We start from the raw sequence: 25,814 nt of genomic DNA on the forward strand, positions 1-25,814 counted from the left end.
TTTTTTCCATACGTTCTATTCAGAAAACGTATACTGCGGCATGGAGGCGCGATGGACAGGCGAAAGATCGACTTCTTCTTTTCGGTGATCGAGCACGGCAATCTGAGCGGTGCGGCGCAGGCGCTGCGCGTGTCGCAGCCGACCCTCAGCCGACAGATCCAGGCGATCGAGGAAGAATTCCAGACGCCGCTGTTCGTACGCGGCGGCCGCGGCATGATGCTGACCGAGGCCGGAAAGCAGCTACATGAAGGCCTGCAGAGCATCGATCGCCAGCTGCGCCTGCTGAAAAGCGACGTGGCGGCCGTGACACTGGAGCCTTCCGGCGAAGTGGCGTTCGGCATTCCGCCCTCGCCGCGCGGGCTGATCGCCGTGCCGCTGGTCGAGAAATTCAATGCGGCCTACCCGCGCATCCTGGTCCGCATCGTCGAAGAGACCAGCGGCCAGCTCCGCGACCTCGTCGCCAACGGCATGCTCGACGTGGCGATCACTAATACCAATGAACCGACGCAGGGCATTTCGTCGCAGCATCTGGGCCGCGAACGCATGCTGCTGGTCGGACCGGCCAGCGCCCGACTGTCGATGCGCAAGGAGACGCCGATTAAATCTTTGGCAGGGCTGCCGTTGATATTGACAATGCGGCCGAACAGCCTACGGCTGACCATCGAGACCGGCCTCGGACTGCATGGGCTGCAGCCCAATATCCGTTTCGAGGCCAACACGCTGCCGTTGATGACTGACCTCGTGGTTGCCGGCCTCGGCTACACCGTGCTTCCCGCCTGCGGCGTGCGCGCTTTGTTGAAGCAAGGCGGCATCTCCGCCAGTCCGATCAGCGATCTGTCGATCACATGGATGGCAGCACGGCCGAAGATGCGATCGCTTGGCGTCGCCGCCGAACGGTTTTACGATATGGTCTGCGAATTCGGCCGCAAGCAGATCCGCGACGGCGTCTGGGAGGCGACGAGCTAGATCCCTGTGCGAAGTGGCCGCGTTCTTGCTTTCCGTGTCGCAGCTTTGCAAGGAGACGTCCCGTGATCCATCCGAATGTGCCAATGCCGATCGACCGCCGTACGTTGCTGGCCGGGATTGCCGCAACCAGCGTGGTTGCCAGTGTGACATCGGCAGCGGCGCAGACAGCGACCGACGCAGCCACAAAAGTCTGGCTCGACATGGACCAGAAGGCGCTCGACGACGCCTACGACCAGCCGAAATATGCGCCGAACATCCAGCAGGTCATCAAGCGCTACGCCTCGGTCAGCGACGCCATGCGCACCAGGGTCGGCAATCCCAAGCGCGCAGCCTACGGACCGACGGAAATCCAGAAGCTCGACATCTTCTCGCCGAAGCAGGCCAAGGCGCCGATTCACATCCATATTCATGGCGGCGCCTGGCGGCAGCGGCCGGCCTCCGACTACGCCTTTCCCGGCGAAATGCTGATGCATGCGGGCGCGCACTACGTCGTGCCCGATTTTATCTCGGTCGATGAGTCGAACGGCGAACTGGCACCTATGGTCGAGCAGGTGCGTCGCGCGATCGCCTGGACGGTAAGCAATGCCGCGAGTTTCGGCGGCGATCCCACCCGCGTCTATCTGTCGGGGTTCTCGTCCGGCGCGCATCTCGCCGGCGTCGCCCTGCTGACGGACTGGCGTAAGGATTACGACTTGCCGGACGACGTCATCAAGGGCGCGGTGCTTTCCAGCGGCCTGTACGACCTCAAGGCGGTGCGCCTCTCGGCGCGGTCGAAATACGTCAAGTTTACCGACGAGGTCGAACTGGCGTTCAGCACGCAGCGGCATCTGGCGAGAATCCGGACGCCGCTGTTCCTCGCGCACGGCAGCTACGAGTCGCCCGAATTCCAGCGCCAGACCCGGGACTTTGCAGCTGCGCTGAAGGCCGCGGGCAAGCCCGTGCAATACGTCGTCAACCCGAACTTCAACCATTTCGAGATGATGGAAACGTTCGGCAATCCCTATGGGCTGCTGGGACGCGCGGTGCTTGAGCAGATGCAGTTGCGCAGCATCTGACACTGGAATGTTTCTGAAGCGCCGAACGCGGCTTTACCGTTTGCGCCACGGCACGACGGCGCGTTCGATCGCGTCGAAGCCGGCGTTCATTCCGAAGCCGATGATCGCGATGACGAACAGGCCGACATACATCGTCTCGACATCGAACAGCTCCCAGGTGATGCCGAGTCCGTCGCGTCGCCGACGGCGGCCGTCTACGCTTGCCAGAGCGGACGGCCGTCGTTCCATTCACCCGATGTCAGCGCGGCGTCGACTCGGCCGCCACGACGACCTTGCCGTAACGCTCGGCGTCGCTGCGCAGTTCGGTCTCGAAGGCCTCGGGCGTGGAGGTCGTCAGCGTGACGCCCTGGGCCGCGTACTGTTTGCCGATAGCCGGATCGGCCATCACCTCGGCAAGGTCGCGGGCGATCTGGTTCACGATCGCCTTGGGCGTTGCCGCCGCAGCCAACATGCCGAACCAGCTGTCGTAAACGAAACCCGGCAAGCCGGCTTCCGCGAAGGTCGGCACGTCGGGCAATTGCGGCAGGCGCGCGTTGCCGGTCACAGCCAGAGCGCGCAACTTGCCCGACTGGATCAGGTCGCCGCCGACGTTGAAGAAGGTGAATGCCAGGTTGGTGTCGCCGCGCATCACGCTGATCTGCGACTCCGGCAGGCCACGGTGCGGCACCAGCACCATCTTTGCGCCGGTGAGCTGCCGGAACAGTTCGGCCGCAATGCCGGTCGAACTTCCGACGCCGGCAGAACTGTAGCTCAGCGCATCCGGCTTGGCCTTGGCGGCCGCGGACAGCTCGGCAAGCGTCTTGAACGGCGCGTCGGGCGGCACGATGAGAATGGCGGGCGTCGTCGCCACCCGGCTGATGGCAGCAAAATCTTTCACCGGATCGAAGCCGAGGTTCTTGTTGACCACGCCGACCACGCTATGCCCGTTGGAGGTCAGCATGATCTGCGAACCGTCGGTCGATCCCTTGGCGACGCTGCTGACGCCGGCAATGCCCGGACGGTTCTCGACGATCACCTGCTGCTTCCATTTGGTCGAGAGCTTCTCGGCCACGGTGCGCGCCAGGATATCGGTCATGCTACCGCCGGAAAACGGCACGATGATCCGAACGAGCTGCGTCGGGTAGGTCTGCGCGCTGGCGGGGCTGCCGGCCAGCGCAGCCGTCGCGGCGAGGCTTGATCCGATGATGAACTGTCGACGATCCATTGTTTCCTCCATTTGATGAGCCGGGCCTTTAGCCTCTGGCGGTCGACGGCAACGGCATTGCAAGCAACACCACTGCCGGGCGTTTCGTCTCGTTGCGCAGCGCCCTGGTCTCGTTCGGGGCGATGCGGCAGGAATCCCAGGTGCCAAGTACGGCGCGGCCGTCCGGCGTCTCGAACGTTACTTCGCCTTCGAGCACGACGTAGAACTTTTCCTCCGGCGAGGCGGACGGCACGATCTCGCCGCCCGGCAGGATCTGGCTCATGCCGAGCCACATCACATCGGCGGGGCCGGCCTCGCGGCCCTGCAGCCGAAACATCCGGACGTCGTTGTGGCCGGGCGCCTCGTAGCGCGGCGCATCGTTCAGGCGGACGACATGCATGGGCGTTATCCGTTCGGCTTGAAGATGAGGCGATCGCGCGACGAGCCGAGCGCCGCCACATAGGCCTCCGCCGCGCGCTGCAGCGGGAAGATCGCGTCCGGCTTGATCGGGAACGGCTTCAGCGCGCCGCTGGCGAAACCTGGCACCAGGTCGCGCAGGATCTCGGCCGCATCGGGCGACGACAGCGACAGCGAGTCGACGCCGTAGAACGTGTGCTTGCCGCGATAGAAGGCGAAGATATCGAACGGCACGGTGGCCCGGGTGGAGGCGATGAATATCTGCCGGCCGAGATGCGCCAGCGATTTGGTGCCGGCCTCGTAATAGGGTTCGCCGACCGTATTGTAGACGATGTCGGCGCCGTGCCCCCCGGTCAGTTCGCGCACCGTCGCGGCGACGTCGACCCGGGAGGAATCCACGACGGTGACCTCGCCATGGGCATGGCCCGCATAGGGCTCGTCCTTGCGCACGACGCCGATCACCCTTGCGCCCTGCCATGACGCGATCTGCGCGGCAGCCTGCCCGACCTTGCCGTTGAGGCCGAGGATCAACACCGTCTCGCCCGGCTTCGGCATGCCGGTGCGGCGAAAACCTTCCTGGGCGGTGACGAACGGCACACCGATGCCGGCCGCTTCCGCAAGACTTATGTTTTCGGGCTTCTCGACCAAAGCCTGCGCCTCGACCACGAGGTGCGTGGCGTGGGTGCCGTCACGCTTGATGCCGAGTTCGCCGGAGGAGCCAAACACCTGCTTGCCGAGCAGACCCTCGGGCCCCGCCACGACGATGCCGGCGAAATCGCGCCCCGGGGTGCGCGGAAATACCGCGTGGGGCATGAAGCCGATCGCCGCCTTGGCATCGGACGGGTTGATGGCGGCGGCCCGGACCTCGACGATCGCATCGGTCGCGCGACTTCGGGTCAGCGTGACCTGCTCGACCGTGGGGGCGACGTTTTCGATACGCTCGGCCTTGGCGGCAAGCCGGACGCAGGTGGCGGTGATTGAGTTGCTATCATTGGAAGTCATGCGATATCCCGACGGTGCGATGTCATGCGGCCTGGGCCGGCAGGTCGAACAGCGCGCGCGCCTCTGCGGGCGTGGCGATCTGGGCGCCGAGCTCCTCGATGATACGGCGCGCCTTCTCGACCATGGCGGCGTTCGACGGCGCAAGCACTCCGCGCTCGAGATAGACGCCGTCCTCGATGCCGGTGCGGGCGTGGCCACCGGCCAGCACCGACTGTGCGACCATCGGGAAGGTCGAGCGGCCGATGCCGATCGCGGTGAAATGCGCGCCGGCCGGCAGCAGGCCGCGGGCATAGAGCACGGTTTCCGGCGACGGCTGGAAGCCGTACTTCACGCCCATCACGAAGGACGTGAGCGCCGGACCGCCCAGCGTCCCGTCGGCAAGCAGGTCGTGCAGCAAGGCGATATCTCCGGAATCGAACAGTTCGATCTCGGGCTTGACGCCAGCCTCGCGAATGACCTTTGCCATGCGGCGCACGTTGCCCGGCGTGTTGATGACGACCTGGGCGCCGGAGTTCATGGTGTTGAGGTCAAGCGTGCAGATGTCCGGTTTCAGCGCAGCGATATGCGCGACGCGCTCTTCGGGGTTCATCAGCGTCGTGCCGGCATCCGCAACCTTCGGATCGTCTTTTGACGGCACGAAGCGGCCGCCGGGTCCGGTCGTGATGTTGAGGATCAGGCTGCGGTTGCGCGCGCGGATGCGGGCCACGACGTCCTGGTAATATTCGAGTTTCATCGACGGCGCGCCGGAGCCGGGCTCCCGCACATGGATATGCGCGACGGCAGCACCGGCCTCCGCCGCCCCGAGACAGGCTTCGGCGATCTCTTCCGGCGTGATCGGCAGATGCGGGGTCTGGTCCGGCCGGGTCAGGTTGCCGGTCACTGCGCAGGTGATGACGATTTTGTCGAGCATCGGTCGCATCATTAATTCCTCACAGGGCCCGGCCGCCGTCGACGACGATCAGCGAGCCGGTTGAATAGGTCAAATGGGTGGCGCAGGCCGAAATGGCGCGGCCGACATCCTCGGCCGTCGCGACGCGCTTCAGCGGGATGGTGGGCGCGACTTTCTCCAGAGCTGCCGCATCGCGGCCCGGCACAAAGTCGGTGGCGACCACGCCGGGCGAAACCGACATCACGCGCGCCGCAGGCGCCAGGGCCCGCGCCAGCGATTTGGTCATCGTATCGATGCCGGCCTTGATCGCTGCATAAGCGAGATTGGAGCCAACGCCGCTCAGCCCGGCGATCGAGGAGACGTTCACGATCAGGCCGTCGCCGGACGCCTTGAGCAGCGGCGCGAATGCCCGGATCGCGGCGAACTGGCCGCGCCAGTTCACCTTGAACATGTCGTCGATGAACTCGTCCGTCAGCGCGTCGAGATCGCCGATCGGGATCGGGCGCGTATAGCCGGCGGTATTGACGAGGATATCGCAGCGCCCGAGCGTGCGCTCGACGTCCGCCGCGAGCGCGTTCAGGCTCGAACTGTCTTCCACGACCGCGCGCCGCGCAAGATGACCGGTGCCCGGCAGCGTCGCCAATAGCGCAGTGGCGGCAGCTTCGCCGGAGCGCCACGTCACCACCACGGTCGCGCCTTCGGCAGCCAGCGCCTGTGCCGCTGCCGCGCCAATGCCGCCGGAGCCGCCGATCACGACCGCCGTCTTGCCAGAAAGTATCTTTGTCATTGAATTCACTTGATCGGGGGGCGGGGAAGCACGGCTTCGCCGGGCTCCATCGTGAAGGTGTAGGCGAGGTTGTACCATTCGCCGGTGACGTCCACCGCGGGCGACGCGCCCTCGCCTTTGCGGAAATCGCCGATCAGCGCACGCGTCACGCCGAACACCACATCGCTCTCGAGATGCTCGTCATCGTCGACGAATATCTGGGTGATCAGCGTCTTGAAGCCGGGCTTGTAGGCCAGCACATGAAGATGCGCCGGGCGGTACGGATGGCGAAGCTGCGCGCGCAGCAGATCGCCGGTCGGACCGTGCGTCGGGACGGGATAGCCGGCGGGCTTGACCGAGCGGAACGCGAAGCGGCCTTCGGCATCGGTGTCGAACACGCCGCGCAGGTTCATGTCGGCCTGGTCCGCGTCCTGGTTTTCGTACATGCCGGCGGGCGAGGCCTGCCAGACATCGACACGCACGCCCGGCACCGGTGTGCCCTGCGCGTCACGGATGCGGCCCTCGAAAAACAGCGCCGGACCCGGCGTGGGCGAGCGGACGATCGAGCCGCCATTCGCCGTCGGCGGTGCATTCGCGCGCCAGAACGGGCCGAGCAGCGCCGCGGCGGTTTCGGTAGCGCCATCCTGGCCGTTGTTCAGTAAGCAGACCAGTGTCGAAAGCCCGACCGCATCACTGAACAGCACGCCTTCGTTGTGGCTATCATTCGTCGCCTGGCCAATGCGATTGAGAAAATCGATCGCGAACTCGAATTCTGCTTCGGTCAATTTCACGTCGCGGGCGAAGGCATGCAGGTGGGTGACAAAGGATGCCATGACGGTACGCAACCGCTCACTGGGCGCGCGGTCCATCGCCGCGAGCACGACATCCGTCACGTCCTGCTGACGCGCGATGATCATGAAGCCTCCCTGGTATTTACGTGCAAAACTGGATGTGCAATCGATTGCACAGAAGGTAATGCAATCGATTGCACGCGTCAAGCCCGTCCGGTACAAGTGGTCATGGCAACAGCACCGACCATCAAGGATGTCGCGCGCGAGGTTGGGGTGCATCCGTCAACGGTGTCGCGAGCGCTGGATCCTGCGCGGAGGGCGCGACTTGGCGAGCCCGTCGTTCGACGCGTCCTCGAGGCGGCGGAACGGCTTGGCTATCGTCCCGATACGGTCGCCGCCAGCCTGCGCAGCGGGCGCTCCAAGCTGATCGGCATCATCGTCCCGGACATCGCCAACCCCGTCTTTTCGCCGATCATCAGCGGGCTGGAGCGCGCGCTGTCTTCGCGTGGCTATGCGCTGATCGTCGCCGACCAATCGGCCGAGCGCAGCGACGGCAATATCGACATCATCCAGATGCTGGCGGCCCGCCGGGTCGACGGGCTGGTGCTGGCAAACGTCGCCTTGAAAGACGACGCGGTCGAGCGTTGTCTTCGCCGCCAGGTGCCCGTCGTGCTGGTCAATCGCGCTGAGCAGGAAGCCCGCGTTCCTTCCGTCGTGTCCGACGATATCGCGGGCATGCAGCTTGCGACCGAGCATCTCGTCGGCCTCGGTCATCGCCGCATCGTGCACATTGCCGGGCCGCAGTCGCTGTCGACAGGATTGCTGCGCCGGCGCGGCTTCGTCGAGGCGATGCATGCGGCCGGCCTGGAGATGAGCGACGCCGACATCGAGGAGGCCGACGCCTTCACCCGCGAGGCCGGACTTACGGCGGCGCGCATCCTGTTGGCAAGGCGACCCGAGGCGACCGCCGTCGTCGCCGCCAACGATCTGCTCGCGCTTGGCGTCTACGAAGCGCTACGCGAGCAAGGCCGCCATTGTCCGGAAGACATGTCTGTTATCGGGCATAATGACATGCCCCTGGTCGATCTGGTCGATCCGCCGCTCTCGACGATCCGGATCAGCCATCGCGAGATGGGCGAGCGCACGGCGGAACTGCTTATCGATCTGATCAACGGCATTCATCTGCAAGCGCCGCAGCTCGTGACCCGACCGCTTTTGATCGCGCGAAGCTCGACCCGGCCGCTGCAGCGCTGAGCGCCGGCCTTCCGGGCGTCGACGCTTGACCGCTTTCTGCCACTCGGAAGGTGGCTCCGAAATCCACGCTTGAGAGTGTTCGCCTGGATAGTGCAGCTGCGCGCGTCGAGGTGGTCGGCCAGATCGGCGCAACGAATGAAAGTTGCGTCTCACACCAATTGCGCTTCACGCGATCCCGGCTAGGATGGTCCCCATTGCAAGGTGAGGACCATGGACCATTTCGTCCATCGCATGAGATCGCTGGCTCATATTGCCGCGCTGGTGATGGCGGCATTGCTGATGGCAGCCGGTGCGGCACGTGCCGAAAAGCGCATTGCGCTGATCGTCGGCAACGCGGCCTATCAGAGCATCACCCGCCTTGATAATCCCAGAAACGATGCAAAGCTGATGGGCGAGACGCTGACCGCGCTCGGCTTTGCGCTGGTCGGTGACGGCGCGCAACTCGATCTCGACAAGGCGGCGCTGGACTCCGCCGTGCAGAATTTCGGCCGCCAGATCCAGGGCGCCGACGTCGCGCTGTTTTATTATGCCGGACACGGCGTGCAGATCTCCGGCGCCAACTATCTGGTTCCGGTCAATGCCAACCCGACCCGCGAAGCGGACGTCGACTTTCAGATGGTCGACGTCAATCTGGTGCTGCGGCAGATGCAGGGCTCGGGCACCCGGCTCAACATGGTTATCCTCGATGCATGCCGCAACAATCCGTTCGGTGCCCGCGGCCTGCGCGCGGCCGAAGGGGGCCTTGCCCAGATGCGCGCGCCGGAGGGCACACTTATCTCCTACGCCACCCAGCCCGGCAGCGTTGCCCAGGACGGTACCAACGGCAACAGCCCCTATACCAAGGCGCTGGCGACGATGGTGCGCCGGTCCGGGCTCGATATTTTTCAGACCTTCAATCAGGTCGGCCTTGCGGTGAAGCGCGCCACCGGCGGCTTGCAGCAGCCATGGGTGTCGTCGTCACCGATCGACGGCACCTTCTATTTCGTCGCACCGGCGCCCGCCGTGCCGCTGATCGTTCCGGAAAAACCAGTGCAGGAAGCTCGGCTGCCCGACGCGCCCAATATTGATTTCGATCGCCTGCCGGTCACCGATCCCATCAAGCTGACCGAAATCAGCGATCGGCTTTACGAGCTGAATTTCGATCCTGGGCCACTCAACAGCAAGAATGGTATCGCGGTGGCGATCCGTGATTTCCAGCTCAAAGGCAACCTGCCGCCCACCGGCGAGGCGACCGAAGGCCTGCTGCAACGGCTGCGCGGGACCAAGGACTTGAAGCCGTGGGGCTCGATCGTGTTCGACGTCAAGGACAAGAAGTGGGGCATGTCGTGGGATCAGCCGTCGCGCAAGTCGGCAGTCGCCGAGGCTCGCGCCAAATGCGGCACGGCCGCCTGCCCGCTCGAGCTGTCGTTCTTCGGTACAAGTTGCGGCGCCTTCGCGGCGTTGGGCGGCAACTGGTCGCTGGTGCAGCGCTCGACGCTGGCGCAGGCGCGCGATGCCGCCATCGATCAGTGCAGCAAGGCTGGTAGATCCTGCCCGGTAGTCGGCGCAATCTGCGCCAACACCGTCAATGGTCCCGACGCAAAATTGTAAGCAAGCCATTTTGGAAAGCCATTGATATGTGCCTTCGATCCGGATTGATGATCTGCGCAGCGCTTATTCTGTCTGGCTGCGCGGCCTTTGCCCAGGGCGCCACCGGCGGCAGCCTTGGCAATGACAACAAGACGTTGTCGGGCTCCTCCCCGGAACCTCGATCGGGAGCGCCTGCGCCCCGCGAACGCTCGGAGCGCCGCGCGCCGCGCAAGGAGACCGCGCCGCGCAACCGTGGCAACGGCGCTGGTGGCGGCGGCGGAAATTTCGACGGCGTCTGGTCGATATCGAGCGCAGGCACCTCCGGCTGTTCCGACACCCTCACGGAACAATTCGTCGTGACGAGCGGAAGGATGATGGGAAAAAACGGTAACGGCAGCGCGGCGGTGAGCGCCAATGGAAGCGTGCGTGGAAGCGGAAACTACAGCGGCATTCGCGTCACCAGCCAGGGCCGCCTCTCCGGCCGTACCGGATCGGGAAGTTTTCAGCGATCCGATGGATGCGCGGGACGCTGGGTCGCAACCAAGCAGTAATAGCCTACGGCAACCCCGCAGGCCATCTCGGCCGGACATGACGGCACTCACACTGCCGCCGCCGCTGCCCCCCTCGCAATCCGTCGTGCGCGCCTACGACCGCTTGGCGCCGATTGTGTTGATTAAGTCTTCGCTTGATAGGCGTCGGCGGCCGTGATTCCATCTTGGTATTGCTTTGCAAGGAGCAGGACGATGATGGGGATGCAGACGGCACCGGCGCAGTTGTTCTACGATTTCTGTCTCGACGACCACATCCCGACGATCACCTGCTTAGGCGCATCGATCAATTTCTCGACCTGGCAAGGGTGCGTACTGAGCTAAAGCCGTTTTACAGCACCATCGGCCGTCCCTCGATCGACCCCGAGTTGATGATGCGGATGCTGATCGTCGGCTACTGCATGGGCATCCGGTCCGAGCGGCGGCTGTGCGAGGAGGTTCACCTCAATCTGGCCTATCGCTGGTTCTGCCGCCTGGGGCTCAACGGCAAGGTGCCGGATCATTCCACGTTCTCGCGCAATCGGCATGGCCTGTTCCGGCAGAGCGATATCCTGCGGCATCTGTTCGAGACGATCGTGGAGCGGTGCATGCAGGAAGGCCTGGTCGGTGGCGAAGGGTTCGCTGTGGACGCAAGCCTCATCGCGGCAGATGCCAACAAGCAGCGCTCTGTTCCCGACGATCGGTGGCGGACCGGTGGCTTCGATGCCGATGCGGGGCGGGCCATTCGCGAGTATCTGGCAACGCTGGACGATGCGGCCTTCGGTGCGGCCAGCGAGGTGAAGCCCAAGTTCGTGTCGCCGGCCGATCCGGCGGCGCAATGGACCGGTGCGCACAAGGGCCACGCCTTCTTCGCCTACGCCACAAATTATCTGATCGACACCGAGAACGCCGTTATTGTTGACGTTGAGGCCAGTCGGGCCATCCGCCAGGCGGAAGTCGGCGCCTCTCGCACTATGATCGATCGAACAGCCCGCCGCGTTGGCCTTAAGCCTCGTCATCTTGCCGCTGACAGCGCATATGGTTCGGCTGCGAACCTGGCATGGCTAGTGAAGGAGCGGCAGATCGAACCGCACATCCCGGTGTTCGACAAGTCCAACCGGACCGACGGCACCTTTTCATGATCCGACTTCGTCTTCGATACCGACCGCAACCACTACACATGTCCGCAGGGAAAGTTGCTGGTCCAGTTCCGGCGGGCCTACACGACACCCCGCTCCGGCATCACTAAGGAAGGAACGCGGCTGTACCGATCGAGCAAGTCGGACTGTCAGGCCTGCGCCCTCAAGGAAAAGTGCAGCCCGAACACGCCGGAGCGCAAAGTGCCGCGTGACCTTCATGAAGATGCGCGCGATGCTGCCCGAGCACTAGCTGACACGCCAGCTTACGAACGCTCCCGGCGTCGCAGGAAGAAGGTCGAGATGCTGTTCGCTCATTTGAAGCTCGACAAATCGGCTACTAAATCAACAATATCCGCCATAGGCGGCCGGACAGTTTCTGAAGCGCAGCCACGCCCTATCTTGCAGATAGGCGATTGCTGACCGCGCGGAGTTGCACCCAGTCCTCAGATTTTCCCACGGGTATTTTCGATCGACATGGTGACGCTAGCTGCGTTCGCATCGACTTCGACGACGTAGACTTTGCTATCAGCCTAATCTGCCGCCATGACAGCGGCCTGCCAGCTGCGCGATGTAGTTCGCCAGCACTCCGGTCACCTCTGCTTGGACCTAAATCATTGAACTTTCCGCCGCTTGAACCGGCTCAGATCTCGACGACGCGCTCGATGTGAACGCGGCGGCAGTCCATCTCGTATTCCAGATCGACCACTGGCGGGCGGTTGAAATGCCAGGTCACGCCATTGCGAAACGCGCCACGGCCGCCGAGTTCGCTCTCCAGCAAGGCGTAGACGTCCTGCACTGTGTAGAGCTGAACGCCGGTGGTCTGATCCCAAGTGCCGGAGAATGCGCTCATGCGGCGCTCCATCTCGTCGAGCACCCATTTTGCCTTCTCCAGCATCGCGGACGGGCTGACATCACCAAGGCGAACGGTGTTGTCGCGATAATCGCCCTTGCCCTCTGCGGACTCACCGCTGCCGGCCACCACGAAGGAATTGGGCGCACCGGCCGCGACGGTCGCAAAGGTGAAGGCATGGAAACCGGGCTCCGACGGCGGATCGATCTTCGGACAGACGTTGCTGCGCGCCACCGGGTTGACGCCGTCCTTCATCACGCCCCACTCCATCAGGGTCTTGATGTAGATCTCGTTGAAATCCTTGAAGCCCTGCTCGGTGAAGGGGGCCGGCGAGCGCAACTCGCAGGCCGCGAACGACGTCAGCGGCCGGCCGGCCTGCTTGATGATGTCCGCGATCATCGCAAAGCCCTGCTTCAGCGGCACCACCTTCGAGAAGCGCACGCGCTCCAGCGTGAAGCCAGGCAGCGCGCCAACACCGCAGGAGTACTGGCTGACGCCCGGCATGAAACGATAGCCGCTATTGGCTGATTCGACGGTCTCAATCATGTTGGCCTCTTTGCAGTGAATGGAGGTTAGTCTTCGAGGACGCCGAGATAGGCGTCGCGAATGATGGGATCAGCCAGCAGTTCGGCGCCCTGCCCGGTGCGCACGATGCGGCCCATATCCATGATGTAGGCGGAATGGCAGAGGTCGAGCGCGGTGGTAACGTCCTGCTCGACCAGCAGGATCGACATGCCCTCGGCATTCAGTCCGCGCAGCGCCGCCACCAGTTGCTCCACCAGCAGAGGCGACAAGCCGAGCGACAATTCGTCGATCATCAGCAGCCGCGGCGCGCTCATCAGGCCTCGGCCGATGGCGCACATTTGCTGCTCGCCGCCGGACAAGGTCGCCGCTGCCTGGTTGCGACGCTCGCGGAGTTTCGGAAACGTGGTGTAGACGCGGTCCAGGTCGCGGTTGATCACGGCGCGGGTAACCGAGCGCGAATAGGAGCCCATCAGCAGATTGTCCTCGATGCTCATGGCGCCGAACAGCCGGCGGCCTTCGGGCACATGCACGATGCCATGCGCGAGGATTTTCCCCGCTGTCGCGGTCGACAGATCCTCGCCCTCGGAAAAGAACTTGCCGGACAGGATCGGGATCAGGCCGGATAGCGCGCGCATCAGGGTGGTCTTGCCGGCACCGTTGGAGCCGATCAGCGCCGTGATCTGACCGGCTCGCACCGCCATGTCGATGCCCCACAACACCTGGATCTCGCCGTAGCCGGCGCGGACCTGGCTGAGTTCAAGGATCATGGGTCTATCCACGGGCGGCGTTCCGTTTTGCATATTGCTGGCCGAGATAGGCGTCGATCACGGCAGGATTCTTGATGACGTCGCGGGGCTGGCCGTCGGCGATCAACTGGCCGTTATGCAGCACGGCAATACGGGTGCAGACGTTGAGCACCACCTTCATGAGATGTTCGATCATCACGATCGTGATGCCTGAGGCGGCGAGCTGATGAATTAGTCTGGTAGCGCGTTCGACCTCAGCGCTGTTCAGGCCGGCATTGACCTCGTCGAGAAACAGCAGCTTCGGCTTCATCGCCAGCGCCTTCGCCAGTTCGAGCCGCTTGCGCATCGCCAGCGTCAGCGTCGCCGCCAACCGGTCGGCCTGCGCCTCAAGGCCGACGAAGGCGAGATGCGCTCGGGCTTCCTCGCGGGCCGATTTCAGGCTCTCGCCGGGCTGCGAAAACAGGGCAGCCGCGGCGACATTGTCGAGCGCGGTGAATTCGGCGAACGGCTGCACGATCTGGAAGGTGCGCGACAGGCCGAGCCGCGCCGCCTGGTAGGTCTTGATCTTCGTGATGTCGCGGCCGTCGAAGGTGACGATGCCGGAGCTGGCCGGCGTGACGCCGCAGATGGTATTGACCAGCGTGGTCTTCCCGGCCCCGTTCGGGCCGATCAGGCCGAGCACTTCGCCCTTGGTAACGGAGATCGACACGTCGCTCAGCGCCTTCAGTCCGCTGAAGTTTCGCGAGACGTTGCTCAGGTGCAGGATTTCGTGGGGCATCTCAGACATGCTTTGCCTTCCGCCAGAACATGCCTCGCCGCAGCGAGATCAGGCCATGCGGCAGGAACAGCAGTAGGATGATGATAAGCACGCCAAGCACGCCGGAATGGATCTGGATGTAGTTGCGCCACACGACCTCCTCGAGACCGAGATAGAGAAACGCGCCGCACACCACGCCAAACGGCGAGCCGAGCCCACCCATCAGCGCCATCACGATCGGCTTCACCGAATACAGGATGTCGAATACGTCCGACGGATCGATGTAGTGCACCCAGGCCGCATAAATACCGCCGGCACAGCTTACGAAACAGGCAGAGAGACCGAAGGCGATACTCTTGTAGAGCGTGGCGTTGAGGCCGACCATGTTGGACGCTGTCTCGTTCTGCAGGATACAGCTCAGGCCGAAGCCGAGTTTGGAAGCGGCGATCACGATGACGACCAAGGCCGTGAGCACCAGCAGGCCCCACATCGCGTAGAAGAAGAAGGTCGCGTCGGCGAGAATACCGGCGCCGGAGGTGAGCGGGATGTTCAGCCCCATGCCGCCGCCGGTCAGGTCGGTGGCGTTGTTGACCAGTTCGCGGAACACCTCGACCAAAGAGAGGCTGGCGATGGCGAAGTAGTGCCCGCGCAGCCGCAACAGCACGGCGCCGAGCGCCCCAGCCAGCAGGAACGACGCCACCAGCGTGGCTACCAATGCGACGGTCAGCGGCATACCCTTGTTGAGCAGGATGCCAGTTGCATAGGCGCCAACGCCGAAGAATGCCGCGGTGGCGAAGGACGGATAACCCGCAAAGCCGCCGACGATGTTCCACGACAACGCGAACACCGCGTACATGCAGGCGATGGTGCCGAGCCGCAGCGCATAGGCACCGCCGAACAGCGGCAGCGAGGCGACGCAGGCGATCAGCAGCAGAAGGGCGATACTGATCCGGGTCATTCGAAACCCTTTCGGCCAAGCAAGCCTTGCGGGCGAACGACAAGGAAGACGATCAGCAACACGAAGGACAACGTGGTCGCATGCGCCGGGCCGAGATAGACCGAGCCGATGCCCTCTACCAGCGCCAGCAGCAGGCCGCCCGCCAGCGCACCGGACACCGAGCCCAGCCCGCCGAGTACGCAGACGACGAACGCCTTGCCTAGATAAGCCGACGAGGTCAGCGGCGAGATCGGGAAGATAAGTGCCATCAGCACGCCGGCGCAGCCGGCCAGCGCGGCGCCGAGCCCGAAGGCGATGGCATAAATAGATTTGAAGTCGACGCCCATAAGCACCGCGGCGTCCCGGTCGAGCCGCACGGCGACGATGGCGCGGCCGACTTTGGAACGGCGCAGCAGCAGATAGAGCAGCACGGTCAGCGCCAGCGCCGAGGCCGTAGCGATCAGGCGATCGACGGGGACGACCACATCGAACAGCGAGATCGAGCCGGTCGGCGGGCTGAGCGTCAGTTTGCGGTAATCAGCCTTGAAGTAATAGATCATCGCATTGTTGAGGATCAGGTCGAGGCCGAAAGTCAGCGTCAGCGTCACCAGCACCGGGGCGGAGATCACGCGATTGAGCAGCAGCCGCTGCAGCAGGTAGCCAAAGGCAAAGAACAAAGGTGCTGCGAACAGCAGCGCGTACCACGGCGAGATCCCCGCCCATTGATAGGCGCCCCACGCCAGATAGGCGCCGAGCACGATGAACGAGCCGTGGATCAGGTTGATGACGTTGAGTACGCCCCAAACCAGAGAAAAGCCGATCGCGATACAGGCATAGAGGCAGCCCAGCACCAAAGCGTTGATCAGGACCTGGACTGCCAGCATGTCGATTCCTCAGGGCGAATTCGGCGCTTAGTTCACGCCTAGCTTGAATTCGCCCTGCTTGATGGCATCCGGGAACAGCACTACCGGCTTGCCGCCCTGGATCTGGAAGACCGGCGGCTCGAGGGAATTGATCTGGCCGTTGCTACCAAATTTCACCGGCCCCCAGAAGGTCACGACGTCCATCTTGGCGAGTTCATCGCGCACCTTATCGCGGTCGAGCGATCCGGCACGTTCGATTGCCATCTGAAACAGAGCACCGCAAACGGCCGCCGAAGCGTGCGCATAGTCCGGCTCGAGCTTGTACTTGTCCTTGAACAGCTTCACAAAATTGGCGGTGGTACCGAAGATGTCCTTGCCGGCATATTGCTCGGCCGGATGCCACCACGACGCGCTGGAAATGTTCTCCGCGCTCTGACCTGCCGATTCGATAAACTCCTGATAGGCCGGCCCCGCGATCATGGTGACAACGCCGGCCTTCATCTGCTGATCGACCATCTGCTTGCGGATCAGCAATAGATCGTTGGTGTAGCCGGTGATGAAGATCCATTGCGGCGACAGCGATTTGATCTGCGACAGCGTCGCGGAATGATCGAGCGTGTTGATCGCATATTTCTCGGAATAAACGACTTCCAGCCCGTTGGCCTTAGCCGATTTTTCCATTTCCTGCGCAATCGCGAGCGGGAAAAGGTCGTTGCGCGCGAGAATGGCGACCTTCTTGACGTCCGGAGCCTTGGCCTTGACCAACTGCGTCAGTGGCGTGGTCAGAGTGTCATTAGGCGTGAAAGTGCCGAACAGATATTTGTAATTCTGGTCGTACACCTGCGAGGAAGACGCGGTCGCGGCCAGCATCGGCATCTTGTATTTTTCGGCGATCGTGCTGGCGGCCTTGGCGGCTCCCGAGCCGAACGGGCCGAACATGAAATTCACCTTATCCTGCGTAATCATCTGCTCGGTAGCCTGCACCGAACGCGGGGTGTTGGACTGGTAATCCGAGTAGACGATCTCGACCTTGTATTTCTTGCCGCCGACGTCGATGCCGCCGGCCTTGTTGGCCTGTTCGGCCCAGAGATCGTAGCCCTGCTGCTGCTTGACGGCTTCCGGCGCCAGCGGCCCGGTGATCGGCAACGGCGCGCCGAAGCGGATGACGTCCTGGGCGGAAGCCAGGGATGAAGCGCCGAGGCTGGCGATCGCCAGCAGCAGCGAGCCTGAGATGCGGACGAGCCAGGGACGATACATCCATATTCTCCATCAAGGACGGGTGGGCGTGTCTGGCAAAAGCATTGCAAATCCAGATTTCCAATAAAAGCATTGAATTTCGACGCAAGCGGACTGAAAATCAGAACGCTAGTCAACTGCTGCTGGAATATGGGGCAGCCGAACCAAGGCGTAGCTCATGATCGAATCCACTGCCGTACGCTATTTCCGGATGGTCACCGAGTGCGGTTCGATCAAGCAGGCCGCTGCTTCGCTGCGGATCGCGCCGTCAGCGATCAGCCGGCAGGTCCAGGGGCTGGAGGAAGAGCTGTCGGTGAAGCTGTTCGAGCGCGGCGCGCGCGGCATGAACCTGACCGACGCTGGCCACGTGCTGTACCGCTACGCCGTCGAGAACCGCACCCAGCTCGACGGCCTGCGCAGCCGAGTCGAAGAATTCGACTCGCTGCGCCGCGGCCAGGTCAAGATCGCCACCGTCGAGGGTATGCTGGCGAGCTTCCTGCCGGACTTCTTTGTTGGCCTTTCGCGCGATTATCCGGGGATTTCGATGTCCGTAACTGCGGTTGGATCGCGCGACGTTGCCGAGATGGTCGGCCAGAACGAGGTCGATCTCGGCCTGATCTTTGGCCGCGCGCCGCGGCGCGACCTGATCGAGCTGGCACGGATGCGGCAGTCGGTGCACCTGATCGTGGCGCCAGAGCATGCCTTGGCAGGCCGGACATCGTGCAGCATGAACGATCTCGCCGGGCTGCGCGTGGTGGTACCCGATCCGTCGTTCGGCATTCGGCAGGAGCTCGACAAGGCCTGCGCGCAGGCCAGTGTGCACCTCGAGGTCTGCAATGAAACCAATTCACTGGCTTTCGCGCAGACCGTCGTGGCGCGCACCGAACTCGCGACCTTCCTGCCGCGCGACACGGCGATGCCCTCGATCAAGGCCGGCACGCTGGTCGCGATCCCGCTGCGCGACAAGCGGCTCGAAGCGACGCAGGTCACGCTGGTGCAGCTGGCCGCGCGCACTGCCTCGCCGTCGACGCGGCTGGTCGCTGAGCGGCTGATCGCAAAGATGAAGGAAGCGGAAGATTGAGATCGCTTGGCAGCATCCGCGAGGCCTAAACGCTGGGTTACCCTTGATTGGGGCCTACGGCCGCTTGGAACAATATCCGCCAACAGCGGTCACTCAGTAGCGTGACTCGTTCCTGCTCCTCGGATAGCATTGACGAGCGCCTCTGGATCCGCAGGGGGCTGATCGCCACGCCAGGCGACGTGCTGGTCTGGGCGGGCCAGCAGGAGCTTTTGCCGGTAAACATCGGGTACACACGCAGCGGATATGTCGAGGAGGTCGATCGGAACGCCCGTTCTGTCCGCCGCTCCAATTAACGCAGTCACATCCACGGTTGGATCGAAGCGCAACAGGGTGTAGCCGTGACCAAACGCATCATATAGCGATTGCCCGTCAGCGAGCATGAAATGCGGTACGCGGGCGCCCGGTACGGTGGACGGCGTGAATTCGCCCATGGCGTAAGGCGGAGCAGGCTCGTCGTCGTAAAGTATCAACGGTGATCGTTCGTAATAGTAACCGAAATTGAGACCTGCACAGCAATATTGCTGAACGTTGAGATCGTAGGTCGATCTCGCGATCGAGGCGCGATAAGCATCGGCCTCCGGCCCTTCTGCGTCGATCTGGGACGAGATTGCTCCACGGGCTTTGGTCATGGCATGGGCGTGGTTCATCGCGAAATGCGACACCTGTTCAGTGATCGGCAGCCGTTCGGCTTCGTAAGCTGCAAGAATCTCCTCGGCGCCCCAGCCCGCAAGGCGCGCCGCCAAGAGCCACGCCAGGTTCGCAGCGTCGGCGATCCCTGCATTCATGCCATAACCGGCATAAGGCACCCAAAGATGGGCGGAGTCGCCGCAGATGAAGACGCGGTCGCGCCGCAGGCGGTCGGCGATCAGCCGGCGACCGATCCAGTCCTCCTTGCTCAGGAGATCGTACGCAAATGTTCCGTCGACGCCGAGAACAGTGCGGATCGCCTGGTCACGATCGACAGCGTCGAAGTCAGTCAAGCCGGGTTTGAGATAGACGTGAACCAGCCAGGTCTCTTTGCCGTCGATTGCATAGACGTTGCCCGACTGTTGCGGATTGAGCGAGAAGGAGGCCCAGGCTGGCACGCCGCCATTATCAAGCAACATCGACAGCAGGCTTGGCGCACGAATATAGCTAGACTGAACATACTGAAGGGCCGCGTCGCCGCTCAACGTCGCGCCGATGGCCTTCCGGACCCCGGAGCGGCCGCCATCACAGCCCACCAGGTAGGTGCAGGCGATCTCAACCACCCTGCCCTGCGTGTCCGTCGCGCGCGCCAGCACGCCCTGTTCAGATTGCGCAAAATCCGTCAGCGTGGTCGCTGAAAGGATCTGCGCATTCGACATCGCTTCGAGATGCGCAAACAGCACCGGCTCCAGATAAATCTGGTTGATTCGATGCGGCGGCTCCGCGGTCGGCCACTCAGTGTCGGGGCCGCCTTTGGCGGTATAGCGGTTCGCGCGGCAAGGAATCGGAATCCGCGTAATCTCACGTCCGAGAAAAGCGGTGCGATAGGCGATGTCGTTGGGATAATCCGCAGGCAGACCGGCGTCGCGCACTTTTCCGGCGACGCGAAGCCTACGGAAGATCTCCATCGATCGCGCCGACACGTGGTTCGACTTCACGCTCGGCGGTTCACCGCGGGAGCGGCTTTCGACGACGATCACCTTGACGCCACGCCACGCCAGATCGATCGCGAGCGTGAGCCCGACCGGTCCCGCGCCAACAACCACGACGTCAGCTTTCAGACGAATACGATCGTCGCTCATGACCGGCCCTCTGCTTTAAAGCTATTGCGTCAACCTGATGTTCCCGGCGCGCGCCACTGCAACCCAGCGGTCGATGTCAGCGGCGATGATCCGGGTGAATTCCGCGGACGTGCTGCCGACGGAATCGATGCTCAGGATCTTGAGACGCGCGACCACGTCCGGCATCCGCGCGATTCGGACGAATTCGTCCTGCAGCTTCTTGACGATGGCAGGTGGCGTTGCTTTCGGCGCGAAGACCCCACTCCACAGCACGGCCTCGAAGTCCACGCCGGCTTCTTTCATCGTCGGCACATCGGGAAGTTCCGCAATCCGTTTGGGCGCGGCGACCGCAAGTGCGCGCGCCTCGCCTCCGGTGACCTGGCCCATCACCGGGCCGGCATCGGCGATGCTCGCCATGACGTCACCGGCGATCACGGCCGTGACGCTTTCATTGGCACCCTTGTAGGGAATCATCTGCATCGGCGCGCCAGTTTTCTGCTTAAAGAGTTCGGTCGCAAGCTGGAAGGCAGCAGACGACGACGAATAATTCGCCTTCCCAGGGTTAGCTTTTGCATAAGTCACCAGATCAGCGACGGACTTGAACGGCGAAGACGCCTTGACGATCAGCATCAGCGGAAACGAGCCCAGTTCCGAGATCGGAGCGAAATCGCGCAGCGTGTCGTAATTGAGCTTCTCATATACGGCGGGATTTATGACCATCGCGCCGCTCGCACCTATCAGCAGCGTATAGCCATCGGGCGCGGATCGCGCGACGAATTCGGTGGCGATAACTGCGCCGGCGCCCGGCTTGTTTTCGACGATGACAGGCTGACCGAGGCTCTCCGACAACCTTTGCCCGACTACGCGGGCGATGATGTCGTTGCCGCCGCCGGCGGTGAAGCCGACGACGAGGCGTATCGGGCGATTCGGATAGCCGCTCGCCTCATCCGATGCTCCGGCGATCGTAACAGGCGATGCGAGAACTAGGCACAACAACGCGGCAATAGATCCGGCTCTCATGTTATCCTCCCGATTGATCATAAAATCTGAACGGCTCTGACGGCCGCTTGCCCCTCAAAGCGGGGTGATTTCGACGTGCAACACGGCGGCGCGACCGCCATCAACAACGGCGAGACAACGATCGATTGCACCCGCCAGTACTTCCGGATCTCTCACATGCTCGCCATGGGCGCCAAACGCCCGCGCAACCTCGGAAAAACTTCGCCGTTCGTCCTGCCGTCCAGAACGCAATCGCGATTGGAAGTTGTTGCCGGCAGCCGCGGCGCCCTTGGGATAGACACGCTGCACGGACGACTTCACGGCCTGCCAGCCGCCATTGTCGAGCACGACGGTGAAGATCGGAAGTTGGTATTGCTGCGCGACGGCATAGACCGAATCCGGCGAAGAAAAGTGGAAGCCACCGTCGCCGATGATCTGGACAATGCGCCGGGTTGGCTGCGCGAGCTTCAGCCCGAGCGCCATACCGCCTGAAAAGCCTAGGCCACCGCCAGCGAGACCTACATAGCTCTTCGGAGTCGTGCGAACGATCTGCTCCTGCACAATTGGGCCATTGCGGATCGCCTCGTTAATGACGACGTCCTGCGATGACAGTTTATCGTTCAGCGCGGCAAGAACATAGGCCGCGCTGAGGCTGCCCACCGTTCCTTGCGCCGCGGCGGCGGATTTGCTCTTGGCCGCGCGGGCAGCGCGGGCGTCGTCCCAGCTCGCCATCCGTTTCGCAACCGTCTTGCGATAGGTGTCGTCCGCCAGCGACTGCACGCGTTCGAGCACTTGGAGCAAGACCGCAGCGCAGTCAGCCTGGATGCGCAGATCTGTCGGAAAACCCCACATAGGAAAATCCGCCTTGAGCGGATCTTCATCGACCTGAATCCAGTAAATCTCGGCAAAGCGCCTAGCGTATTGCGGAATGAACGGCACGTCGGTATCGAGCAGAAAACCTAGATCGGCGTCGTCGAGAACGGGTTGCGGATCAAAGCCGGCGAAACACGGCGACGCCTGCGAAATGTTGAAGTCGATCGAATTGAATTCGACGACACGGATACCGCAGGCGAGCGCAAGCGCTTCAAGATTTTTCACGGCTTCAATCTTGCGTCCAAGATAGGCGGTGATCGCGATCGGCTTATTGGCCGCCATCAAGCGGCGTGCGATCTTATCAATGCGTTCCGGATCGATGCCGCCGAGTTCGACGCTGCCGTAGCGCGCGGACGCGTAGGTCGGCATCTGCTCGGTATCCCACTCTTCCGCCAGCGTCTCGCGCGGCAGCATCATGTAGACGGGTCCAGGGGGCGCGCTCTGCATGAAAGCGCTGGCGCGCGCCAGCGCCTCCTTCACGACGACGCCCGACGGAAGCGAGTACTCCCATTTGACGTAGGGACGGACGATACTGGCAATGTCGAACGGATCCTGCACGAAGTGCACATATGTATCGCGCGATCCCGGCAACTCGCCATGCAGCGTGAACGGCGCGCGGCCTGCGAACAGCATCACCGGAAGCCGATAGCGGAACAGATTCTGGATCGCCATGCAGGCATTGGCGGTGCCGGCATCGACATGCACGAAAACGGCCTGGCCCCGTCCGGTCGCGAGCGCGTAACCGCCCGCCATATGCACCGCGACGATCTCATGCGGGCAGAGAATGACCTCGGGATGCTGGCGGCCCTCAGCGTCCCAGCGCGCAATCTCCTCGATCAGCGAGACATGGTCGGTACCCAGATTGGCGAATATATATTCGACGCCGAGGTCGACGAGCCCTTCAAGGAAAAAATGCGCAGCGCTGTGACGGCTCATTCCTTGGTACTCCCCTTTAGATTCGCGCCGTGTTCCCGGCGTCGTCGTGTCGGTCGCAATCGCGTTCGTTCAGCCAGTATTGCCGATCGCCCGTTGCAACACGTCTCGGGCATCACTCGACGCATCATTCGTGCTGAACGCAACGAATTGATCGGGCCGCACCAGGATCAGGCTTGCGTTGTAATGCGCTTGCGCCGCGTCGCTTGGCTCCGTCACGATCTTCAACGGCACGCGGCACGCGTCTGCAGCCGACTTGAATTTCGTCACGAATTCCGGAACGGCACCGAGATCGATCAGCGTGAAACCCGTTCCCAGTTCGTCATAGACGTCGCGGCCCGAAGCCATGCGATATGGCGCCAGATGATGCCCCGCACGTGCAACGAATTCATGGGCGCCAATGGCGCTCGGCGAGCGGCCGTGCGCCCCAGTTACAAGGGGTGATCCCTCATAGTTAGGCTCGAACGACTGCACCTCCGAGCGGGCGCCGGACGACCGCGCCTGCCATTCGGCCTCGAAAGCCGCTTTGTCAGTTGCGGGATCATAAGCGGCAAGAAAATCGCGGTCGCTCTCGATCGCCTTCTCGATGAAGTCGCGTGCGGTCGACACGAATACCGGGCGCCGCTCGCTATCATAGCTGTCCAGCAATGCCGGGCCGGCCCAGCCCTGCAGGACGGCCGTCAGTTTCCATCCGAGATTGGCGGCGTCTTCGAGGCCGGTATTGATGCCATAGCCGCCATATGGCGGATGGCTGTGGGCGGCGTCACCGGCAACGAACACGCGGCCGTTGCGGTAGCGGTCGGCGGTCGCGACGCGCAGCTCCCAGAAACCGACATGATCGAACGCGACGTCAAACTCCGCGCCGACCGCCTCATAAAGCAGCGCGCGGAAATCGAAGTTGTCCTTGGTGGTGCCCATCGGCACCGGCGCGTGGAAGAACCACGTCGTGCCGAGATCGACACGGCCGAAAAAGCGCCAATAGCCTTTCAGATCGGGATGCAGAACATTGTAAAACGACTTGTTCGGGTAGCGTTCGAGCAGTTTGTGCAGCCCTTCGGAACGGAACACGAGAAGCACCATCAACCGATCGTGATCCGATTTGGTCTGGGTGATGCCGCTCGCATCCCGGACAAATGAGCGGCTGCCGTCGCAACCGATAACATACTCCGCCTGCAGTTGGCGCGTATCCCCGGTCCCTCGTCCGCGGAGCACAACTGCGACGCCATCCTCGTCCTGTGTCACGGACTCGGCACTCCAGCCATACAGCGTCTCAACCGAGGATAGCTCGCTGAGCCGCTTGCGCAAAACGGCCTCGGTTGCATATTGCGGCAACCGCTCATTGTCTGTGAAATAGAAAGGGCGCACCAATTCCCGCTGGAGCCAGTCGTGGCGGTAATCGCTAAGCAGCGTGCCATAGGCGGTCATGCCGCCGATGCCGTAGTCACGCGGGATCGTGCGCGCTGCCCGCAGCGCCGGCTCGGCGCCCCAGAAATGAAAGTGCTCCAGCGTCCGCTGGGTCAGGTTCTGACCTTTCGGAATCGGCTGCGGGCTCTCGTATTTCTCGATCAGGGCGCATCGCACGCCGCGCTGTCCCAGATCGATGGCCAGTCCAAGGCCGACCGGCCCTCCCCCGACAATGATCACCCGAGGTGAAGACAATGTCCCGACCGTCATTCCTCGCCTGCCCACTTCTTGAACCCGTTGCCGTCAAGGGATAACAGCGACAAACTGAAGTCAATGATAATCTTACATTGTGAGATTTCTATGGATTTTGAGTCTGGCCGTAGGTCGAAGACATCTCCGTGGCGACCGCTTTGACATCGTAGGCAATGCGGTCAATACCGGCGCCGTCCACCATTCCTCCTGCGATCGTCACGCAGATGCTGGCGATCGGTGCCCCGCGGTCGTCGAGGACCGGCGCGGCGATGCCGACGGCGCCTGCGGTGACTTCACCGAACGCGACCGCATATCCCGCCTTTCGCACGCGCTTCATGCTCTGGCGGACCTCTTCGACAGTCATGCCGAGTCCGACGGACCGCAGGTCGTCGAGATTCTGCTCGATCAGCGGCACCAGGCGCGCGCGCGGCAGATACGCCATGATCGAACGTGCGATCGCTCCGCGGCCGAGTGGCATCGGGCGGCCACGCGGATAGGAACTGACGAGGTTCTTTGCGGACGTTTCGGACACCACACACAGGATCTTGTTTCCGTACCAGCGCAAGATCATGGCATTGCAGGCGTAGCGCGCCGTCAGCGCTTTCAGATGCGGCTGCCCCGACAGCACAAGCGCGTCCGATCGCCGGGCGAGATAGTCCATCTCGACGACCTTCGGCCCCAGCGTCACCCCAGCATTTCGCGACGACATCAGAAGGCCGGCATCCTTGAGGATTTTCAGGTATCGATAGAGCGTGGGGCGGCTATAGCCGAGATGCGCCATTAGATCCTCGGACGTCCACTCCAGTCGCTGCTCCGAGAATACCTCGAGGACGGCGAGTACCCGTTCCAGACTGTTGCTTGGTTTCATGCCGCGAGACGCATCATCGGTCCGCTCCTGTCCGGTGCCGGTGGCAGCGCGCAGGGCAGATACTTTTTCCGAATGATCATAATCAACCTTGAACTGGCCAACAGGATAAGCGCATAATATCAAAAATCTCACCATAAGAGACTTTGTCATTTTTTGCCAGCCGGGGATCATCGGCGGCCATGAC

The 25,814-nt window shown here is 62.9% G+C and carries 24 protein-coding genes and 1 pseudogene; 7 read left to right on the forward strand and 18 right to left on the reverse strand.

Translation table 11 applies throughout. The features are described from left to right. Positions 1 to 51: 51 nt before the first annotated feature. Positions 52 to 966, forward strand: a complete 915-nt coding sequence (locus tag FIU28_RS19460; protein ID WP_143574810.1) for a LysR family transcriptional regulator — start codon at positions 52 to 54, stop codon at positions 964 to 966. 62 nt (positions 967 to 1,028) lie between these two features. Continuing rightward, the gene (locus tag FIU28_RS19465; protein WP_168202987.1) at positions 1,029 to 2,021 is read left to right on the forward strand and encodes an alpha/beta hydrolase; all 993 of its coding nucleotides are present in this window, start codon (positions 1,029 to 1,031) and stop codon (positions 2,019 to 2,021) included. Between the two features lie 33 nt (positions 2,022 to 2,054). On the opposite strand, the gene FIU28_RS19470 is transcribed toward FIU28_RS19465, so the two are convergent. From FIU28_RS19470 to FIU28_RS19500, 7 genes are read right to left on the reverse strand one after another with little or no spacing between them, the layout of a single operon-like run. Then, entirely contained in the window at positions 2,055 to 2,249 is a 195-nt protein-coding gene (locus FIU28_RS19470) for a hypothetical protein (RefSeq protein WP_143574812.1), read from the reverse strand. Positions 2,250 to 2,259: 10 nt separating this feature from the next. After that, the gene (locus FIU28_RS19475; RefSeq protein ID WP_168202988.1) at positions 2,260 to 3,225 is read right to left on the reverse strand and encodes a tripartite tricarboxylate transporter substrate-binding protein; all 966 of its coding nucleotides are present in this window, start codon (positions 3,223 to 3,225) and stop codon (positions 2,260 to 2,262) included. Between the two features lie 28 nt (positions 3,226 to 3,253). Next, entirely contained in the window at positions 3,254 to 3,604 is a 351-nt protein-coding gene (locus FIU28_RS19480; RefSeq protein ID WP_143574814.1) for a cupin domain-containing protein, read from the reverse strand. Between the two features lie 5 nt (positions 3,605 to 3,609). After that, positions 3,610 to 4,623, reverse strand: coding sequence for a quinone oxidoreductase family protein (locus FIU28_RS19485; RefSeq protein WP_143574815.1), 1,014 nt, complete (start codon positions 4,621 to 4,623; stop codon positions 3,610 to 3,612). Positions 4,624 to 4,645: 22 nt separating this feature from the next. Beyond that, positions 4,646 to 5,533: a 3-keto-5-aminohexanoate cleavage protein gene (locus tag FIU28_RS19490; RefSeq protein WP_143574816.1), complete on the reverse strand. Its 888-nt coding sequence runs from the start codon at positions 5,531 to 5,533 to the stop codon at positions 4,646 to 4,648. A 19-nt stretch (positions 5,534 to 5,552) separates the two neighbouring features. After that, on the reverse strand, positions 5,553 to 6,299 hold the full coding sequence (locus FIU28_RS19495) for an SDR family NAD(P)-dependent oxidoreductase (RefSeq protein ID WP_143574817.1): 747 nt from the start codon (positions 6,297 to 6,299) through the stop codon (positions 5,553 to 5,555). A gap of 5 nt (positions 6,300 to 6,304) precedes the next feature. Further along, positions 6,305 to 7,195, reverse strand: a complete 891-nt coding sequence (locus tag FIU28_RS19500) for a dioxygenase family protein (RefSeq protein WP_143576293.1) — start codon at positions 7,193 to 7,195, stop codon at positions 6,305 to 6,307. Positions 7,196 to 7,297: 102 nt separating this feature from the next. Between FIU28_RS19500 and FIU28_RS19505 the strand changes: the two genes are divergently transcribed. From FIU28_RS19505 to FIU28_RS19520, 4 genes and pseudogenes are all read left to right on the forward strand, one after another. After that, positions 7,298 to 8,323: a LacI family DNA-binding transcriptional regulator gene (locus FIU28_RS19505; RefSeq protein ID WP_143574818.1), complete on the forward strand. Its 1,026-nt coding sequence runs from the start codon at positions 7,298 to 7,300 to the stop codon at positions 8,321 to 8,323. 210 nt (positions 8,324 to 8,533) lie between these two features. Continuing rightward, positions 8,534 to 9,913, forward strand: a complete 1,380-nt coding sequence (locus tag FIU28_RS19510) for a caspase family protein (protein ID WP_441351240.1) — start codon at positions 8,534 to 8,536, stop codon at positions 9,911 to 9,913. Between the two features lie 26 nt (positions 9,914 to 9,939). Continuing rightward, the gene (locus FIU28_RS19515; RefSeq protein WP_143574819.1) at positions 9,940 to 10,443 is read left to right on the forward strand and encodes a hypothetical protein; all 504 of its coding nucleotides are present in this window, start codon (positions 9,940 to 9,942) and stop codon (positions 10,441 to 10,443) included. A gap of 192 nt (positions 10,444 to 10,635) precedes the next feature. Beyond that, positions 10,636 to 11,879, forward strand: a pseudogene (locus FIU28_RS19520) (transposase); the annotation flags it as partial. 319 nt (positions 11,880 to 12,198) lie between these two features. On the opposite strand, the gene cnbZ reads toward FIU28_RS19520, so the two are convergent. The 6 genes from cnbZ to FIU28_RS19550 are packed head-to-tail and all read right to left on the reverse strand — an operon-like array spanning position 12,199 to position 17,493. Next, positions 12,199 to 12,954 (reverse strand): 2-amino-5-chloromuconate deaminase CnbZ, encoded by a 756-nt coding sequence (cnbZ, locus tag FIU28_RS19525; RefSeq protein WP_143574820.1) that lies wholly within the window; start codon positions 12,952 to 12,954, stop codon positions 12,199 to 12,201. Positions 12,955 to 12,980: 26 nt separating this feature from the next. Continuing rightward, complete coding sequence (locus FIU28_RS19530; RefSeq protein WP_143574821.1) at positions 12,981 to 13,700, reverse strand: ABC transporter ATP-binding protein; 720 nt, start codon at positions 13,698 to 13,700, stop codon at positions 12,981 to 12,983. Positions 13,701 to 13,704: 4 nt separating this feature from the next. Continuing rightward, positions 13,705 to 14,457, reverse strand: coding sequence for an ABC transporter ATP-binding protein (locus tag FIU28_RS19535; protein WP_143576295.1), 753 nt, complete (start codon positions 14,455 to 14,457; stop codon positions 13,705 to 13,707). A 1-nt stretch (position 14,458) separates the two neighbouring features. Then, entirely contained in the window at positions 14,459 to 15,394 is a 936-nt protein-coding gene (locus tag FIU28_RS19540) for a branched-chain amino acid ABC transporter permease (protein ID WP_143574822.1), read from the reverse strand. Continuing rightward, entirely contained in the window at positions 15,391 to 16,257 is an 867-nt protein-coding gene (locus FIU28_RS19545; RefSeq protein ID WP_143574823.1) for a branched-chain amino acid ABC transporter permease, read from the reverse strand. Before FIU28_RS19545 ends, FIU28_RS19540 begins: the two co-directional genes overlap by 4 nt. A 27-nt stretch (positions 16,258 to 16,284) precedes the next feature. After that, positions 16,285 to 17,493 carry an amino acid ABC transporter substrate-binding protein gene (locus FIU28_RS19550; protein WP_143574824.1) on the reverse strand — a complete coding sequence of 403 codons (1,209 nt, stop codon included), beginning with the start codon at positions 17,491 to 17,493 and terminating at the stop codon, positions 16,285 to 16,287. 157 nt (positions 17,494 to 17,650) lie between these two features. Between FIU28_RS19550 and FIU28_RS19555 the strand changes: the two genes are divergently transcribed. Next, complete coding sequence (locus FIU28_RS19555; protein WP_143574825.1) at positions 17,651 to 18,553, forward strand: LysR family transcriptional regulator; 903 nt, start codon at positions 17,651 to 17,653, stop codon at positions 18,551 to 18,553. Between the two features lie 89 nt (positions 18,554 to 18,642). Here the strand turns inward: FIU28_RS19555 and FIU28_RS19560 are convergent, their stop codons facing one another. The 5 genes from FIU28_RS19560 to FIU28_RS19580 all read right to left on the reverse strand — a co-directional run bounded on the left by FIU28_RS19560 (position 18,643) and on the right by FIU28_RS19580 (position 25,765). Next, a complete protein-coding gene (locus FIU28_RS19560) occupies positions 18,643 to 20,322 on the reverse strand; it encodes an FAD-dependent monooxygenase (RefSeq protein WP_143574826.1) in 1,680 nt (559 codons plus the stop codon). Between the two features lie 21 nt (positions 20,323 to 20,343). Continuing rightward, a complete protein-coding gene (locus tag FIU28_RS19565) occupies positions 20,344 to 21,342 on the reverse strand; it encodes a Bug family tripartite tricarboxylate transporter substrate binding protein (protein WP_143574827.1) in 999 nt (332 codons plus the stop codon). A gap of 33 nt (positions 21,343 to 21,375) precedes the next feature. Next, positions 21,376 to 23,109, reverse strand: a complete 1,734-nt coding sequence (locus FIU28_RS19570; RefSeq protein ID WP_143574828.1) for a thiamine pyrophosphate-requiring protein — start codon at positions 23,107 to 23,109, stop codon at positions 21,376 to 21,378. A gap of 69 nt (positions 23,110 to 23,178) precedes the next feature. Next, positions 23,179 to 24,780 (reverse strand): FAD-dependent monooxygenase, encoded by a 1,602-nt coding sequence (locus FIU28_RS19575; RefSeq protein WP_143574829.1) that lies wholly within the window; start codon positions 24,778 to 24,780, stop codon positions 23,179 to 23,181. 88 nt (positions 24,781 to 24,868) lie between these two features. Continuing rightward, the gene (locus FIU28_RS19580) at positions 24,869 to 25,765 is read right to left on the reverse strand and encodes an IclR family transcriptional regulator (RefSeq protein WP_246660741.1); all 897 of its coding nucleotides are present in this window, start codon (positions 25,763 to 25,765) and stop codon (positions 24,869 to 24,871) included. Positions 25,766 to 25,814 lie beyond the last annotated feature (49 nt).

It is taken from the genome of Tardiphaga sp. vice154, assembly GCF_007018645.1.
GTDB lineage: Bacteria > Pseudomonadota > Alphaproteobacteria > Rhizobiales > Xanthobacteraceae > Tardiphaga.